Genomic DNA, 13,969 nt, shown 5'->3' on the forward strand with positions numbered 1-13,969 from the left:
TCGGCTTAATTGCCATCACTGTCCTGGCTCAGATCAACGTGAACACGCCCATCCAAAACAGCATGAGCCCGCTCTCGGTCCACGTCACCTTCCCAGGCGCCCACCACCACGGTTCCTACGCAATTACCAATCAAGTTGGTCAAGGCCCGCGCCATGCCCATGAACCAGTCAACGGACAAAACCAGCACCAGGCCAATGGCCGGGATAGCAGGAACCGCACTCAAGGTCGCTGCCAGAATCACAATGGCAGACCCCGGTACACCGTGCGCCCCTTTGGAGGTCAACATGGAAATGGCCAAAATGGTCATCAAATCGATAAAGGACAAGGGGGTATTGGTTGCCTGTGCAATAAACACGGCGGCCAAGGTCAGGTAAATCGAAAATCCATCCAGGTTGAAGGAGTAACCCGTCGGCACCACCAAGCCTACGGTGGATTGCTTGATGCCCATGCGTTCCAGCTTGCGCATCACTTGAGGCAAAACCGCATCAGACGACGCGGTTCCCAACACAACCAGCAGTTCCTCTCGCAAATACTTCAACAGTTTGATAATGCTGAAACCAGTCATGCGCAAGATCAGACCCAGCACGCCCAGCACAAAAATGGCGCAAGTCACATAGAACAACACCACCAGCAGGCCCAACTTGCCCAAGGTACCCAGTCCGTACTGACCTACCGTAAAGGCCACCGCCCCCAACACACCCAAGGGTGCCAAACGGACGATAAAACCAATAATCTTGAAAAACACATGGGACAGTGTTTCCACCGCCGATGCTACGGGACGGCCGCGCTCACCCAGCAAGGCCACGGCCAAACCAAACAAGATCGCAATCAGCAGCACTTGCAAAATATCGCCCGAAGCGAAGGCATCCACAAACGTAGTCGGGATAATCTTCATCAAGAAACCGACCGTATCCGTACTTTGCTCAACCCGCGAGGTATACGCCGCCATGGCGCTGGCATCCAGCGTGCTGGGATCCACATTCATCCCATGACCAGGAGTAAAGAAATAGCCCAGCAAAATCCCCAAAGCCAAAGCAAAAGTAGTGACCACCTCGAAGTAAATCAGGGCCTTCACTCCAACACGCCCCACTTTCTTCAAATCGCTGCTGCCACAAATTCCGTGTACCACGACACAAAACACCAAGGGCGCCACGATCATCTTGATCAGCTTGATAAAACCATCACCAAAGGGCTTGAGAGAAGCGGCAAACTCCGGCCAGATCACCCCTACCAAGACTCCCAATATCAAGGCCACAATGACCTGCCCAAACAAGGTTCTGTATAAAAAATGCATGTTTGTCTCCTGTGGTTTTGTAAGAGCTACCGTTTTCTACCGCCAATACCTGAAACTAAAATTTCATCTGACATGTCAGCATATATCCAATATGAAATACCGAATATAATTAAAATCGAATATGCACAAGCAGTCGTAAAAACCCCTACAAGTACAAACCGGAGACGCTAAATGAGTATTCCCTCCTCCTCTGATGACACATTGCTGGCCACCCAGGCATTCCAGGCATTTCGTCATTTATTGGCTACAGGGCAGGTACGTGCGGGGCAGATGGTGTCGATGGCGGAGCTGATGAAATTAAGCGACTTCCCACTGGCTCCAGTGCGTGAAGCCGTCAAGCGCGCGGCGGCTGCCGGGCTGGTTTCTATCCTGCCCAAGCGGGGAGTTCTGGTTCTGGAGGCGACCACAGAGGCGCTACGGGAATGTTTCCAGTTGCGCTGTGTCTTTGATCAGGAGGGGGCCAGGATACTGGCTAGCTGTGCCAAGCAGCCCGCACTGGAGAGCTTGCGAGACAAACACGAGAAGATTCTGGAGCAGGCGCAAAGCGGCCTGGTCACCACCGCCTTGCAGATTCAGGCCATGGAAGTGGACTGGGCCTTGCATCGCTACTTAGCTCAAGCGCTGCAGAACCGCTCGGCCATGACGATTTACGAAGAAAACTGTGATCGCATCAATGTGCTGCAGCACTCGCGCCGCCCCTTACCCGAGCGCATTGTGCCCGCCATGAAGGAGCATTTGCAGATTCTGGATACTTTACAGGCAGGAAACCCCGAAGCAGCCATGGAAGCCGTGCGCCACCATCTGGCACAAACACTGCGATGGTGGGGCGCGGTCGACGCTTAATTCACAATAACGGGCTCTTGTTCCAGCTCCACGCCGAAACGCTCTCGAACAGAGCCCCGAATCGCCTGGGCCAAGCGCTCAATATCATGCGCGGTCCCGCCACCATGGTTCACCAATACCAAAGCCTGACGGTCATGCACACCCACTGCGCCATCACGCTTGCCTTTCCAGCCACACTGGTCAATCAACCAGCCCGCCGCTAATTTGCATTGACCTTGCCCAACCTCATAAGAAACCAGATTGGGCCATTGCTGATTCAAGGCATCACGCTGCTCGGTCTGCACAAGGGGGTTCTTGAAGAAGCTACCCGCATTACCCAAAACACGAGGGTCAGGTAATTTTTGACGACGAATCTCGCAGACTGCATCAAAAATGCTTTGCGGGTCTGGCTCGCCCGCCAGATGAGCCTGCTTATTAAGATCGGGATATTCCAGCACCGGCGTCCACTGACGCGGCAAGGCAAAACGCACTGCCAGAATCAACCAGCTACCAGCCGGATCATGCTTGAAGCGGCTGTCTCTATAAGCAAAGCCACATTCGGCCGCAGACAGTTCCACCTCTTTGCCTTCTTTAAAGCTCCAGGCCAGCACACTGTGCACTCGTTGCTCCAGTTCCAGGCCATAAGCACCAATATTCTGAACCGGGGCCGCGCCCACCGTACCGGGAATCAAAGCCAGGTTTTCCAGACCAGGCCAGCCCTGATCCAAGCAATGCTGCACAAAGTCATGCCAGCACTCACCCGCCTGCGCCTCCACAATATAGGCATCGTCCCGCTCTTGCAGTAAACAGATCCCTTTGCTTTCTACCTTGATCACCAGGGCATCCACTTGCTCGGCCAGCACCACATTGCTGCCACCGCCCAGCACAAAGACACGCTCCCCTTGCTCCACCAGCGCTTGCAAGGTTGGGAGCTGGGTAACATTGTCATACACCACCAGGTCGCGCGCGCGGCTGCCCAAACCCAAGGTATTAAAAGAGCTCAAATCCACATTACGCTGCCTGTCCACGGCCCTGTCCCACGATCAAAGAAAGCAGTAAGCATAGCTCGGACAGAAGATTTCCCGGAAAAATTTACAGAATCTATTGACAAACTTCTTTCCTGCAGTCTATAGTTACGTTCTTGCTTAGGGCAGCGTCGGTTTCGCAGCAAAAAGCAGTTTGAAGCAGGCTGGTTTGTTAGGCAGTACTGATAAAAAGCTTAGGCAAAATATCAAAAACACTTGACAAGCAAAGATAGCCACTCTAAACTAGCTTTCTTTACTTAATAAGCACTAGCTAATAAGTAAAGCGCTGAAAACAGATTCAATCTGCACAGCAAAATGCGGGAGTAGCTCAGTTGGTAGAGCGCAACCTTGCCAAGGTTGAGGTCGCGAGTTCGAGACTCGTCTCCCGCTCCAGATTCCTAAGGGAAGCCTAGGCTTCCTTTTTTAATCGACCACGGCGCAATGGCAGAGTGGTTATGCAGCGGATTGCAAATCCGTCTAGGTCGGTTCGATTCCGGCTTGCGCCTCCAGTAATTCTGGTCACAAGTCGGTAGTGCAGTAAAAAATGCGGGAGTAGCTCAGTTGGTAGAGCGCAACCTTGCCAAGGTTGAGGTCGCGAGTTCGAGACTCGTCTCCCGCTCCAAATTTAAAAAGCCCAAACTTCGGTTTGGGCTTTTTTCTTTTCTGCTACCTTCAGACCTGCTTCAACCAGGACGCAGGCTCACGAATCGGCTCGGGTCTGGAAGCCGCCAAAGGCCGACCCAATATCTGTGCCGCTCCACGTTCCCCGATCATGATGGCCGTCGCGTTGGTATTGCCGCTGGTCACCATAGGGCAAACCGATAAATCCACCACGCGCAGATTGGGTACACCATGCACGCGCAAATCCAGACCTGTCACCGAGCTGGCGCTATCCTGCCCCAATCGGCACGTGCCAGTCGGGTGATAAACCGTCTTGATGTTTTGCCGTACAAACGCTTCCAGCGCTTTGGTATCCCGCCAATCCATGTCTTCTGGCGCGGTCACCTTCTTGATCAAGGCCTTGAGCGACGGTTGTTCCATCAGCCTTAACCCAATCTGTACCGCCCGAATCTGTCCTTCCAGATCAGCCTGTGTCCCTAAATAATTAGGATCAATCAGGGGCTGATCTTGCGGGTCCTTACTGCGCAAACGCAGTTGTCCTCTTGCCTCAGGCCGAACGTGGCCTGTCTTGACGGTCAAACCGTGCTCCTGCGCCGGTGGCTTTTCCCCTGGCGTATTGTCAAAGTTATCCAGCACGGGCAGGAACATCAGTTGGATATCCGGCCGCCCGACACCCAGGCTGTCGATGAAAGCCCCACCCTCCAGGACATTCGTGGTCAGCAAGCCGCTACGGAACGCCGCCCATTGAAACATGTGGCTAATAGCGCGCAGGCCTTTGTCCTCGCCAAGCAGGCTATTGCTGGCGTGCGTCGTCGCATTCAAGGACACGTGCAAATGGTCATGCAGATTCTTGCCAACGGGCAGGTCCAGCAAGGTATCGATTCCCAGCTCGGATAAATGTTCTTTGGGGCCTATACCAGACTGCATCAGGATCTTGGGGCTACCAAAGGCACCCGCACTAAGAATGACCTCATTACGCACCCAGGCCGTTTGCACACTGCCCTGCTTCTCGCTGAACTCCACCCCAACCGCACGGCCTTCGCTGAACAGCACTTTGTGCGTCAGGGCACCTGTAATCACGGTCAGCTTGTTATTGCCCCGCACACGCTTCAAATACGCTTTGGATGTGCTGCAACGCTCTCCAGAACGCGTGGTTGTCTGGTAGTAACCTACCCCTTGCTGCGATGCCCCATTGAAGTCATTGACATACTCAAGCCCCATTTCCTGGCCCGCACGCACAAAAGCCTGCGTCATGGGGTGACGAAAGCGGTTCTCGCTGACACCCAGATAGCCACCTGCCCGATGGTACTCCCCGCTCAAGCTTTCATTGTCCTCAGCGAACTTGAAGTACGGCAGCACGTCCCGTGCACCCCACCCAGGCACAGCCCATTCATCGAAATCCTCTTGCTGGCCACGGATGTAAATCATGCCGTTCACCGAACTGCCCCCGCCCAGCACCTTGCCTTGCGCAATGATCATCTCGCGGCCATTGCAGTGAGGTTGGGGGATCGTCATATAAGGCCAGGACTTTTGCTGGAACACCTTGACCACGGTTGCCGGGATGGTGTGAAACAGGCTGCTGTCCGGCCCGCCCGCCTCCAGCAACAAGACAGTGCCCGCATTTTGCTCAATCAGACGCGTGGCCACCACGCAGCCGGCTGAGCCGCCCCCTATCACGATATAGTCATATTCTTGTCTGGACATGTTTAGGCCTCAAGGAAAATATTTCCTGAGGATTCTAGAAGCACGGACAGCGTGCCCATTGACTCTCCACGACACAGGCTTGACCCTGCCTGCCAAACTAAGTGAAAACCATAGGAGCAAGCGACCCGCCGATCGGTAGAATATTCCACGAGGAATGCAATCTCCCGAGACGATCATCCATGACTACTCAAAACCAGTACGCTTTCGAGCACTGGAACGACTTGGTCCAGGCCGTATGCAGCCGATTGGTGACACGCCGCCCCAGCAGGGAAACCCCCTTTTTCGGGAATTTCCAGGTCAATGACTTCGGCGGGTTGGACATCGCTGACATCCGCACCAACGCCAACCTAATCCGCTGCGAACACGGTAGCCTGACTCGCGGCGATGATCGTTTCTATTTCCTCGTCCTGCAACGCCAGGGCACCATGGCCATCCGTACCGATCGCGAGCAGTTCATCCTGCGTCCCGGCGACCTGGCCTTGCTGGATTCCGCCCAGCCTTACGAAATGCGCTCGCCGGACATCATCAACCAGCTCTCCGTGCACCTGGACCGCCAGGCCTTTGACCAATACGTGCCCTTCTACGCGAACCGCTTCGGCAAGCTGGAACACAAGGACTTTCATGGGCAGCTGTTGCAGTCCTTGCTGCGCCAGCTCAGCGTCATGAGCCCGCAGTCCTACGCACCGCTTGACCCACAGCACGGCGCATCGTTGCAAAACACCCTGATTACGCTTCTGGCCCCCTTGCTCAAGAACGACGGTCCACTCTTGGAGAAGCATGATTTGCGCGGCCTGGCAGAGCGCATGATCGAACAAACCCTGCATGAACCTCTCAGCCCCAAGGAGCTTGCCAGCCGCTTGAAAATTTCGGTCCGGCAACTACATCGGCAGTTTGAGCAAGGCGACGAGACTTTGCAGCGCTATACATTGCGACGACGCCTGGAACGCTGCGCCCAAGAGCTCAGCGCTCCCGACAAATGGGATACACCGGCAGCCCACATTGCCAGTCAGTGGGGCTTTAGCGACTCCGCTTACTTTTCACGTGCCTTCAAAAAACGCTTTGGCCTGCCGCCAGCCGCCTACCGCGCCCGCAGCAAAGAAAACTAAGCACGCTTTGCACGGCCCAGATCCGGCTGCTGCCAGTACCAGGCCTATGGGTTAATATCGCATTTCGCACACGGATACATTCAGCAGATCTGCCGATTTGACGCCGCAGGACCGCTGCTTGAGTCCGTATCACGGCAATAAGCTCCTCTAAACCTGTCAACAAACCCACTGCAGAACGTGATGGCCTTGATGAATCCTGTACGGAACACGCTGCTTGACCTGGCACCGGTACAAGCCATCACGACAAGCCTGAAGCGGCTTATATCTGGCGGGTACAGGGGCGGGCTACACAAGGCTGGGGCCATCACATTTCTGGCCGTAATGCTTAGCGGCTGCGCCGGCGTCAAGATCGCCACCGTCAGCACCGAGGACTACATTGCCCAACGCCGTGGCGACATCCTGACCACCAACAAGCTCAGCGCCTCTGCACGCGATACGCTGACCAGTCTGGCAATCGCGCCCGAGCAATGCGCTAAAGATATCCCCCACTGCTCTTCCAGACTGACAGAGCTATGGAATCTGGACACCGAGCAGCGCATGGCCACCCTGGCCGAGATCTGGACGCAAGAAGCCTTGCGTTTGCAGGGACGGCGCAATGCCCGGCCGGACTTCTCGGCCGAGTTGTTCGATGCCTATCTGCAAAGCGCCCGCTACGCCTACGCCTATCTGTTCTTCACGGATCGCAGGCCGGGGGACCGAGCTTTTGAGGATCGCCAGACCCAGGTACGGGACTACTACAACTACGCCGTGCAGCAAGCGACCATGCTGCTGTTCGCCAAGTATCACGACACCAGCTACGCCTTCCAGAAAACCATAGCGATTGGTCAATGGCGTATTCGTGGTGACCTGTCCCAGGTACGCAATGCCACCGCTCCTCAGCCTCATGAGCTGATTCCCGCCTCGCAACTGACGTTCCGTGGCGTGCGCAGCATTTATCGGCGCGACGGCTTCGGGGCCGAGATGGTGGTGGTGAACGACTCCCAGGACATCAGCCCCACCACGTTCCAGAGCACGTACAGCGAGCCGCCTTTCCAGGCCGTAACCGGGATTATTACCTTCCCCGGCGAAACGCTGTCCCAGGTTCTGCAAACCCGCGACGCCACAATTATTGGCTACGATCCGTACCAGCAAACCAGCGTCAAACTGAAAGACGTTCAAGTGCCCTTGGCGGCCAATTACACCTCTGCCTACGGTCTATGGCTGGCGCGCTCGGACTTCTCGACCCAGGCTTTGCGTACCGTTCTGGGACGGGACGGCGGTATTGAGGCTCCGCATGTATTCCTGCTGCAACCCTATGACCCGAATCGCCGCGTCATCATCATGCTGCACGGTCTGGCCAGCAGCCCGGAAGCCTGGATTAACGTCGCCAATGAGGTGCTGGGCGATGAGGAGTTACGGGATCGCTATCAGATCTGGCAGGTCTACTATCCAACCAATCTGCCCCTGCCCTACAACAATGCCGAGATTCGGAAAGCTCTGACTGAAACCTTCCGGCATTTTGACCCGAGCAGAAAGGCCATCGCCTCGAACAATATTGTGGTGATCGGTCATAGCATGGGCGGAGTGCTGGGACGTTTGCTGGTGTCCTCGTCGGACAATCTGCTGGAAGACGCGGCCCGCGACCGCTATCAAATGGATGATGTCAGCATTGCCAAAATGAATCAGGAGTTCGGCAATGTGGTGCACTTCTCTCCCCTGCCGGGTGTGACGACAGCGATCTTTATTGCCGCGCCCCACAAGGGCACGCCGTTTGCAGGAAATCGTATTTCCCGCTTGGCAGCAGCGCTGATTACCTTGCCGGTTACGGTGGTGACCCAGCTCAACAAGCTGAGCCAGGTGGCTGTCGGCAATACGCCCGCCAAAGATGAAATGCTGATTCTGCCCAATGGCGTGGAAAGTCTGCGCGACAGCGATCCCTTCATGCAGATCACCTCCAGAATGCCGATCTCCACGCAAGTGCGGTACCACAGCATTATTGCCAACGACACGCCCAAGAAAGACCTGCTGTATTCGGACGACGGGCTGGTGCCGTATCAAAGCTCCCACCTGCCTGGGGCAACGTCGGAACTGGTGATTCCCTTCTCCCATAGCGTGCAGGAGACGCCCGAGGCGATTCTGGAAATTCGGCGGATTTTGCGGGAGCAGTAGCAAGGAGTAGGAAGGAAGGAAGGAAGGAAGGAAGGAAGGAAGGAAGGCGGAGTTGCTTCTTGGTGTTGCTGTTGCTTTTGCTGTTGCTGCTACTAATGCAGTCCAAGGCTCAGACCCCTGACATCATCCCAAGAACACACATATTCCACCTGACAGAGCACCTCTACCTTCTCCTTCAAGTTACTCCCGCTTCATCGCCTTTTCATAATCCCAGCCGCCGCCCAGCGCCTTGTACAGATCCACCATATTCTGCAACTGGCTTTCCCGAACGGCGATGACCTGGTTTTCTGCCTCGTACAGATTACGCTGCGCATCCAGCTGTTCCAGATAAGAGGCATAGCCAGCTTCGTAGCGATTGCGGGCGTGTTCCAAGGAACGCTTCAATACATCCCGGCGCGCGGTTACGTGGCTTAATTCTTCCGCAAAACGACGTTGGCCCGCCAAGGCATTTTCTACTTCCGAAAAAGCCGTCAACACAACGCCACGATACGCAAAGGCCGCCTCATCACGCTGGGCAGTGGCAGAGTCAAACTGCGCCTGCAAACGGCCACGATCAAAAATAGGCGCCAGAATGCTGCCGCCCAGACTCCAGATCTTGGTCGGGTCATAACTCAAGGCGCTGACGTATAAAGCCCCAGCCCGTGCCGACAAGGAAACCTGCGGCAAAAAGGCAGCCCGGCTGGCTGCCATGGATGCGTCTCTGGAAGCCAAACCCAGCTCGGCTCGCGCAATATCAGGACGACGGCGCAGCAACTCGGAAGGCAAACCAGCACCCGGTGCAGGCAACACTAAAGCCGCCAAGGTGGAACTGGCGTTCTGCTGATAAGCCGCAGGCAGTTCACCGGACAAGAGGCGCAAGGCATTGTGATGACGGCTGATAGCCAATTCCAGTTGAGGAATATGCTGCTCTACCGCTTCCAGCTCGGACTGGGCCTGGGTCAATTCCAGTTGAGAGATATAGCCCGCATCAAACTTTTCCTGCGCCAGTCGCAAGGCTTCCGTTCGGGATGTAGAGGTGGCCTTGGCTTGCTGCAACTGCGCATCCAGACCCAGCAAGGCAATATAGGTACGGGCTGTCTCGGAGGCCACACTCAAGGCAATCGCATCGTAATCCGCCTGCGTGGCGGACAGCTTGAGTTCAGCCGCTTTCGCCTGCGAACTCAAACGCCCCCATAAATCCAGCTCCCAATTCAATTGCACGGCAGGCTGCACGGCACGGCTGATTGCCATACCGCTTGGTCCCAATGCCCGCTCTGCATGCGCGCCCGTATCAAAGGACAATGACGGCCCCAAGGACGAGTCCGCCAACTGCACGGCTGCCCTGGCCTGCTCGATACGAGTGGCGGCACTCAAGATATCGTTATTACGTGCCAGGGCGGCTTCCACAACCGCACTCAAACCCGGATCATTAAAAGCTTTCCACCAAGCCGAATCAACAACAGTGCCTTCAGAGGCTGTGCCTATCCACTCCGATGGCGTCGCGACCTGTGCCTGCTCGGGTGCGGCCCGGTATGCAGGCATACAACCGGACAAGAGCGCCGCGCCACTTAACAAGGCCATGCCATACGTTCTTGCAGACAGGATCATTGTTCATGCTCCTGCTCTTTCTGATCAGGCTTATCCGAAGTATCCACCTTGGCTATCACGGACATGCCGGGTCGCAAACGCTCCATACCGGGCTGATCGGCATCAATCGCAATTCGTACAGGCAGACGCTGAACAACCTTGGTGAAGTTCCCGCTGGCATTGTCCGCGCGCAGTACGGAAAACTCGGAACCTGTGGCCGGAGCAATACGCTCTACATGGCCTTGAAACTCTACGCCATCCAGACCATCCACGGTAAACCGTGCCAGCTGACCCACGTGAATACCCGCGGTTTGCGTTTCCTTGAAATTCGCCACCACCCAACGTGCATCAGGCACCAGAAACAGCAGTTGCGAACCCGCCGTCACATACTGCCCCTGACGCACGGATGCCTCGCTGACCTGACCGGCTGCGGGCGCTGTCACCACGGTGTTATCCATATCAATACGAGCCAAGCCCAGGGCCGCCTCGGCGGACTTCACCTTGGCCTGCAAGGTAGCCCGAGCCACCTCGGTGGACTTGATGGTTTCTTCAGCAATCGCAATGTTCGCCTTGGCTTGCAGCATATTGCCGCGCCCCAGCTCGGCAGTCGCGACAGCCTGATCTCGCTCTCGCACCGAGATCGAACCCTTGTTTGCCAATTCCCTGGCACGATTACGATCCGCCTCGGAGCGGCGGGCTTCCGCCTGAGCCGACACCAAGGCTGCCTTGCGCGCATCCAGGCTGGCACGGTTTTGTGCCTGGGCTTGATCCAGGTTCGCCAATTCCGCCAAAGCCGCATCCAGCTGAGCCTGCGCCTGATTCAGTTTTTCTTTATAGATGCGGTCGTCAATATGCACCAAAGGCTGGCCCGCCTGGACTCGTTCAAAGTCCTGCACCAGTACCTCGGACACATAGCCGCTTACCTGCGGTGCCAGCACCGTCATCTGCCCACGCACATAGGCGTTGTCAGTGGTGACGCGAGTGGTTTTGAATGGCCCCAGGTTCCAGGCCCACAGGATCAAGAGCAAACCGCCCAGCAGCACAAACGCCATCGCAATGACGCTGCGTTTGCTGGGTTTGATGACCTTGGGGGGCAGAGAAGGTGCATTGGTCGGACCCAGCTTGCCATCGTTATCCGAGTCTGTCGGCGCGGCAAGCTCACTATTGCGATCCTGATTTTCAGATGAAGTGTCTTGACTCATAAATACGGACTACGTTTAGGAATTCGAAGAAGTGCCAGCAGCGGCTTGCGCTCGTCTGGACTGAATAGCGGGGCCAGCAGCCAGCAACACGGGCCACAACAGAAAGCCCGTCGCCAGAATGCCAATCAACAGAAAAACATCGTTGTAAGCCCTGACATTGGCTTCACGGCGAGCAATCTGTGCCAGTTGGGCCGTACCCGTCGCCGCCCGCAACATGGGATCAGTCACCATCGGCCCCACGGCCTGTTGCTGCTGTTTCAAGCGGTTGGCCACCAAGGGTTCGGCCACATTCACATGGCTGACAATGGCCGCGTAATGGTGCTGCTGCCGTTGCTGCTCAAAAGTGCTCAAGGTCGCAGTGCCCATCAATCCGCCCAAGGTCTGGGTGACATTGAGCAGCACGATGAAAGTCACGATATGGTCGGGGCCATACTTGAAGGCCTGCTTGAAGCCAATCATCACCAAGGGCCCCATGAACATGCCTGCGCCAATGGACAATACAAACTGGCTATAGAAAAAGTCCTGCGGACGGTCCAGACTGGTGCGCCCAAAGTCCATGAAGCTGGAGATGCCAATCAGCAAAATCGCGGCAAACACCTGCACCAGAATCGTCTTGGGCCCGAAGGTGACGGCACTGAGCACAATGCCGCACACGATGCCCACGAACACCACCCAGAACAAAGGCTGCATCTGCTCCGAGCCCATGCCCAAAGAGCGCAACATATTGACCATGCCGTAATTCTGCTCGGTCGTGATGAAGCGCAAAATCATGGCGCCAACGGCAAAGTAAATGGTGGAACCCTGCGCCAGCCAGCGCACCTTCAGCAAAGGATTGACGCGGTGATACTCCAGAAACGAGCAGACGGTGAACAGGAACAAGGACGCCATTGCCATCCAGGCCAGGCTTGTGTCGTTGAACCACCAGCGGATATAGCCTTGCGTCAAAAACGCAATCAGCAAACCGGCAGCCGGCGCGAACAAGGCGAAGGCCAGGAAGTCCAGTTTTTCAAACGCCTTGATCTGATAGCCGGGGGGCAACTTCAACAGCACCACTGCCGCAAAGGAACACAAGGCCATACCCGCTTCAAAGCTGTACAGGCCGTGCCAATTCCCCAGCTCTATCAAGGACGGCGACAGCACCCAGGCCAAGGGCGTAGCCATTTGCGTGATACTTACCCCCAGCACCAAAGCCTTGCCTAGCAGGCGTCTGGGGAAAGCTTGCAGCATGTACAAGACGCCCAAGGTGCTGGCCGCCGCGCCAGAAAACCCACTGGCACCACGCAGAAAAATCAGTGATTCAGCACTATTAATGGACAAGTGCAGCAAGGCCAGAACGGCATACAAACCCAGGCCAATCTCGGCAAACAAACGCATGCCATATTGCTGCCTGAACTTGAACACCAGCAGATTGGCGGTGATATTGACCATGGCATAGGCAGCAGGTAACCAGGCGGCCTCGGAAGGCGTCAATCCCAATTCCCCTTGCAAGGTCGGCAAATTCACCGACACCAGGGCATTGCCCAAACCACCAGTCAAACCAACCAGAATCGCAACCAGACCATAGGCTACGCGTATATGCGATTCGTGGTGAGGAGCCGATGGCGAGCCCGGCATGAAGGGCTTTTCATGGTCTTCCCAATGCGGGTGCGGCTTGATGTACTGACTCATTCAGGCTCCCAATCAGGAGCATTGCGGTCGACCTGCAACAAGACACCTTCGCACAAGAACTTCAAAGAGCGTTTGACGAACAGCAGCCTTTCCTTGTCCGTACGCCCCCGCAAGCTGGCGGCCAGCATGCCAATCAACAAGGGAATATCCGTGGGCTGCAAAGCCGGGTTGCACTGCCCGGCGGCCTGCCCCATTGCCAAGGGTTCGCGCGCCAGATCAACCAACCGTGCGCGTACCCCCACAATGGTGGGGTGATTGGGGTCAATCGCCTTCCAGTAATCCGACATGGGAGCCGACTCCAGCGCGAACCCTGCCAGCACCTGCATCAAGACCTTGAAGTCCTGGGCATTGCCTTTGCGCTTGCTTAAAAAGCGCTCTTCAATCCGGTCGGCTGCCCTTATCAGCAGCGCCTCCATCAAGGCAGCCCGATCAGGGAAGTTGCGATAAAGCGTTGCCCGCCCCACCCCCGCCTGCGACACGACCTGATCCAAAGGGGCCGTGACACCGCACTTGCTAAAGACCGTATTGGCCGCATCCAGCAACAGTTCCCGGCGTTCCAAGGCATCAGAACGATTAGGTAAATTCCGGTTTTTCATTCCGAAATTATACGGACAGTTTTGTCCGCTTAAAAAGAGGAAAGATTAAAGAAATGGTAAGAAACGATATTCCATATATGAAATAAAAGTGGAGCAAGGCTTGAAACAAACAAGCGCAGCCTTGGCCTGAACGGCTAAAACTGCGCTTGCACAAAGACCTTCCAAACCGGAACCAGGGCCTTGTCAAAGGAGCGTCAAATACACCTTGAGGTCGGC

The 13,969-nt window shown here is 55.9% G+C and carries 10 protein-coding genes and 3 tRNA genes; 6 read left to right on the forward strand and 7 right to left on the reverse strand.

Translation table 11 applies throughout. The features are described 5' to 3' along the window. Nucleotides 1-5: 5 nt before the first annotated feature. On the reverse strand, nt 6-1,295 hold the full coding sequence (locus DUD43_RS13930) for a C4-dicarboxylate transporter DctA (protein WP_153230740.1): 1,290 nt from the start codon (nt 1,293-1,295) through the stop codon (nt 6-8). Between the two features lie 171 nt (nt 1,296-1,466). On the opposite strand from DUD43_RS13930, the gene DUD43_RS13935 reads away from it, so the two are divergent. Beyond that, entirely contained in the window at nt 1,467-2,138 is a 672-nt protein-coding gene (locus tag DUD43_RS13935) for a GntR family transcriptional regulator (RefSeq protein WP_153230741.1), read from the forward strand. On the opposite strand, the gene murB is transcribed toward DUD43_RS13935, so the two are convergent. Further along, complete coding sequence (gene murB / locus DUD43_RS13940) at nt 2,135-3,145, reverse strand: UDP-N-acetylmuramate dehydrogenase (RefSeq protein ID WP_153230742.1); 1,011 nt, start codon at nt 3,143-3,145, stop codon at nt 2,135-2,137. The two genes, DUD43_RS13935 and murB, sit on opposite strands and share 4 nt — an antisense overlap. A 314-nt stretch (nt 3,146-3,459) precedes the next feature. Here murB and DUD43_RS13945 point away from each other — a divergent pair. From DUD43_RS13945 to DUD43_RS13955, 3 genes are all read left to right on the forward strand, one after another. Further along, nucleotides 3,460-3,535, forward strand: a tRNA-Gly gene (locus tag DUD43_RS13945). 42 nt (nt 3,536-3,577) lie between these two features. Beyond that, a tRNA-Cys gene (locus DUD43_RS13950) sits at nt 3,578-3,651 on the forward strand. Nucleotides 3,652-3,688: 37 nt separating this feature from the next. After that, nucleotides 3,689-3,764 (forward strand) — tRNA-Gly (locus DUD43_RS13955). A 50-nt stretch (nt 3,765-3,814) separates the two neighbouring features. Here DUD43_RS13955 and DUD43_RS13960 read toward each other — a convergent pair. Next, nucleotides 3,815-5,467 (reverse strand): GMC family oxidoreductase, encoded by a 1,653-nt coding sequence (locus DUD43_RS13960; RefSeq protein WP_153230743.1) that lies wholly within the window; start codon nt 5,465-5,467, stop codon nt 3,815-3,817. Between the two features lie 179 nt (nt 5,468-5,646). On the opposite strand from DUD43_RS13960, the gene feaR reads away from it, so the two are divergent. Further along, the gene (gene feaR / locus DUD43_RS13965; RefSeq protein WP_153230744.1) at nt 5,647-6,573 is read left to right on the forward strand and encodes a transcriptional regulator FeaR; all 927 of its coding nucleotides are present in this window, start codon (nt 5,647-5,649) and stop codon (nt 6,571-6,573) included. A gap of 321 nt (nt 6,574-6,894) precedes the next feature. Continuing rightward, entirely contained in the window at nt 6,895-8,721 is a 1,827-nt protein-coding gene (locus DUD43_RS13970; RefSeq protein ID WP_228125803.1) for an esterase/lipase family protein, read from the forward strand. Nucleotides 8,722-8,901: 180 nt separating this feature from the next. On the opposite strand, the gene DUD43_RS13975 is transcribed toward DUD43_RS13970, so the two are convergent. The 4 genes from DUD43_RS13975 to DUD43_RS13990 are packed head-to-tail and all read right to left on the reverse strand — an operon-like array spanning nt 8,902 to nt 13,753. After that, nucleotides 8,902-10,308 carry an efflux transporter outer membrane subunit gene (locus DUD43_RS13975; RefSeq protein WP_153230746.1) on the reverse strand — a complete coding sequence of 469 codons (1,407 nt, stop codon included), beginning with the start codon at nt 10,306-10,308 and terminating at the stop codon, nt 8,902-8,904. After that, nucleotides 10,305-11,489: an HlyD family secretion protein gene (locus tag DUD43_RS13980; protein WP_228125804.1), complete on the reverse strand. Its 1,185-nt coding sequence runs from the start codon at nt 11,487-11,489 to the stop codon at nt 10,305-10,307. The genes DUD43_RS13975 and DUD43_RS13980 overlap by 4 nt, the downstream gene beginning before the upstream one ends. 15 nt (nt 11,490-11,504) lie before the next feature. After that, nucleotides 11,505-13,157, reverse strand: coding sequence for an MFS transporter (locus tag DUD43_RS13985; protein WP_153230747.1), 1,653 nt, complete (start codon nt 13,155-13,157; stop codon nt 11,505-11,507). After that, nucleotides 13,154-13,753 carry a TetR/AcrR family transcriptional regulator gene (locus tag DUD43_RS13990; RefSeq protein ID WP_009459745.1) on the reverse strand — a complete coding sequence of 200 codons (600 nt, stop codon included), beginning with the start codon at nt 13,751-13,753 and terminating at the stop codon, nt 13,154-13,156. Before DUD43_RS13990 ends, DUD43_RS13985 begins: the two co-directional genes overlap by 4 nt. Between the last annotated feature and the right edge of the window lie 216 nt (nt 13,754-13,969).

The sequence above is a fragment of the Alcaligenes faecalis genome (assembly GCF_009497775.1).
GTDB lineage: Bacteria > Pseudomonadota > Gammaproteobacteria > Burkholderiales > Burkholderiaceae_B > Alcaligenes > Alcaligenes faecalis_D.

Bases quoted from the DNA above. Each gene is read 5' to 3' on its own strand.
- DUD43_RS13930 (WP_153230740.1), bottom strand. From the start codon at position 1,295: ATGCATTTTTTATACAGAACCTTGTTTGGGCAGGTCATTGTGGCCTTG.
- DUD43_RS13935 (WP_153230741.1), top strand. From the start codon at position 1,467: ATGAGTATTCCCTCCTCCTCTGATGACACATTGCTGGCCACCCAGGCA.
- DUD43_RS13960 (WP_153230743.1), bottom strand. From the start codon at position 5,467: ATGTCCAGACAAGAATATGACTATATCGTGATAGGGGGCGGCTCAGCC.
- feaR (WP_153230744.1), top strand. From the start codon at position 5,647: ATGACTACTCAAAACCAGTACGCTTTCGAGCACTGGAACGACTTGGTC.
- DUD43_RS13970 (WP_228125803.1), top strand. From the start codon at position 6,895: ATGCTTAGCGGCTGCGCCGGCGTCAAGATCGCCACCGTCAGCACCGAG.
- DUD43_RS13975 (WP_153230746.1), bottom strand. From the start codon at position 10,308: ATGATCCTGTCTGCAAGAACGTATGGCATGGCCTTGTTAAGTGGCGCG.
- DUD43_RS13980 (WP_228125804.1), bottom strand. From the start codon at position 11,489: ATGAGTCAAGACACTTCATCTGAAAATCAGGATCGCAATAGTGAGCTT.
- DUD43_RS13985 (WP_153230747.1), bottom strand. From the start codon at position 13,157: ATGAGTCAGTACATCAAGCCGCACCCGCATTGGGAAGACCATGAAAAG.
- DUD43_RS13990 (WP_009459745.1), bottom strand. From the start codon at position 13,753: ATGAAAAACCGGAATTTACCTAATCGTTCTGATGCCTTGGAACGCCGG.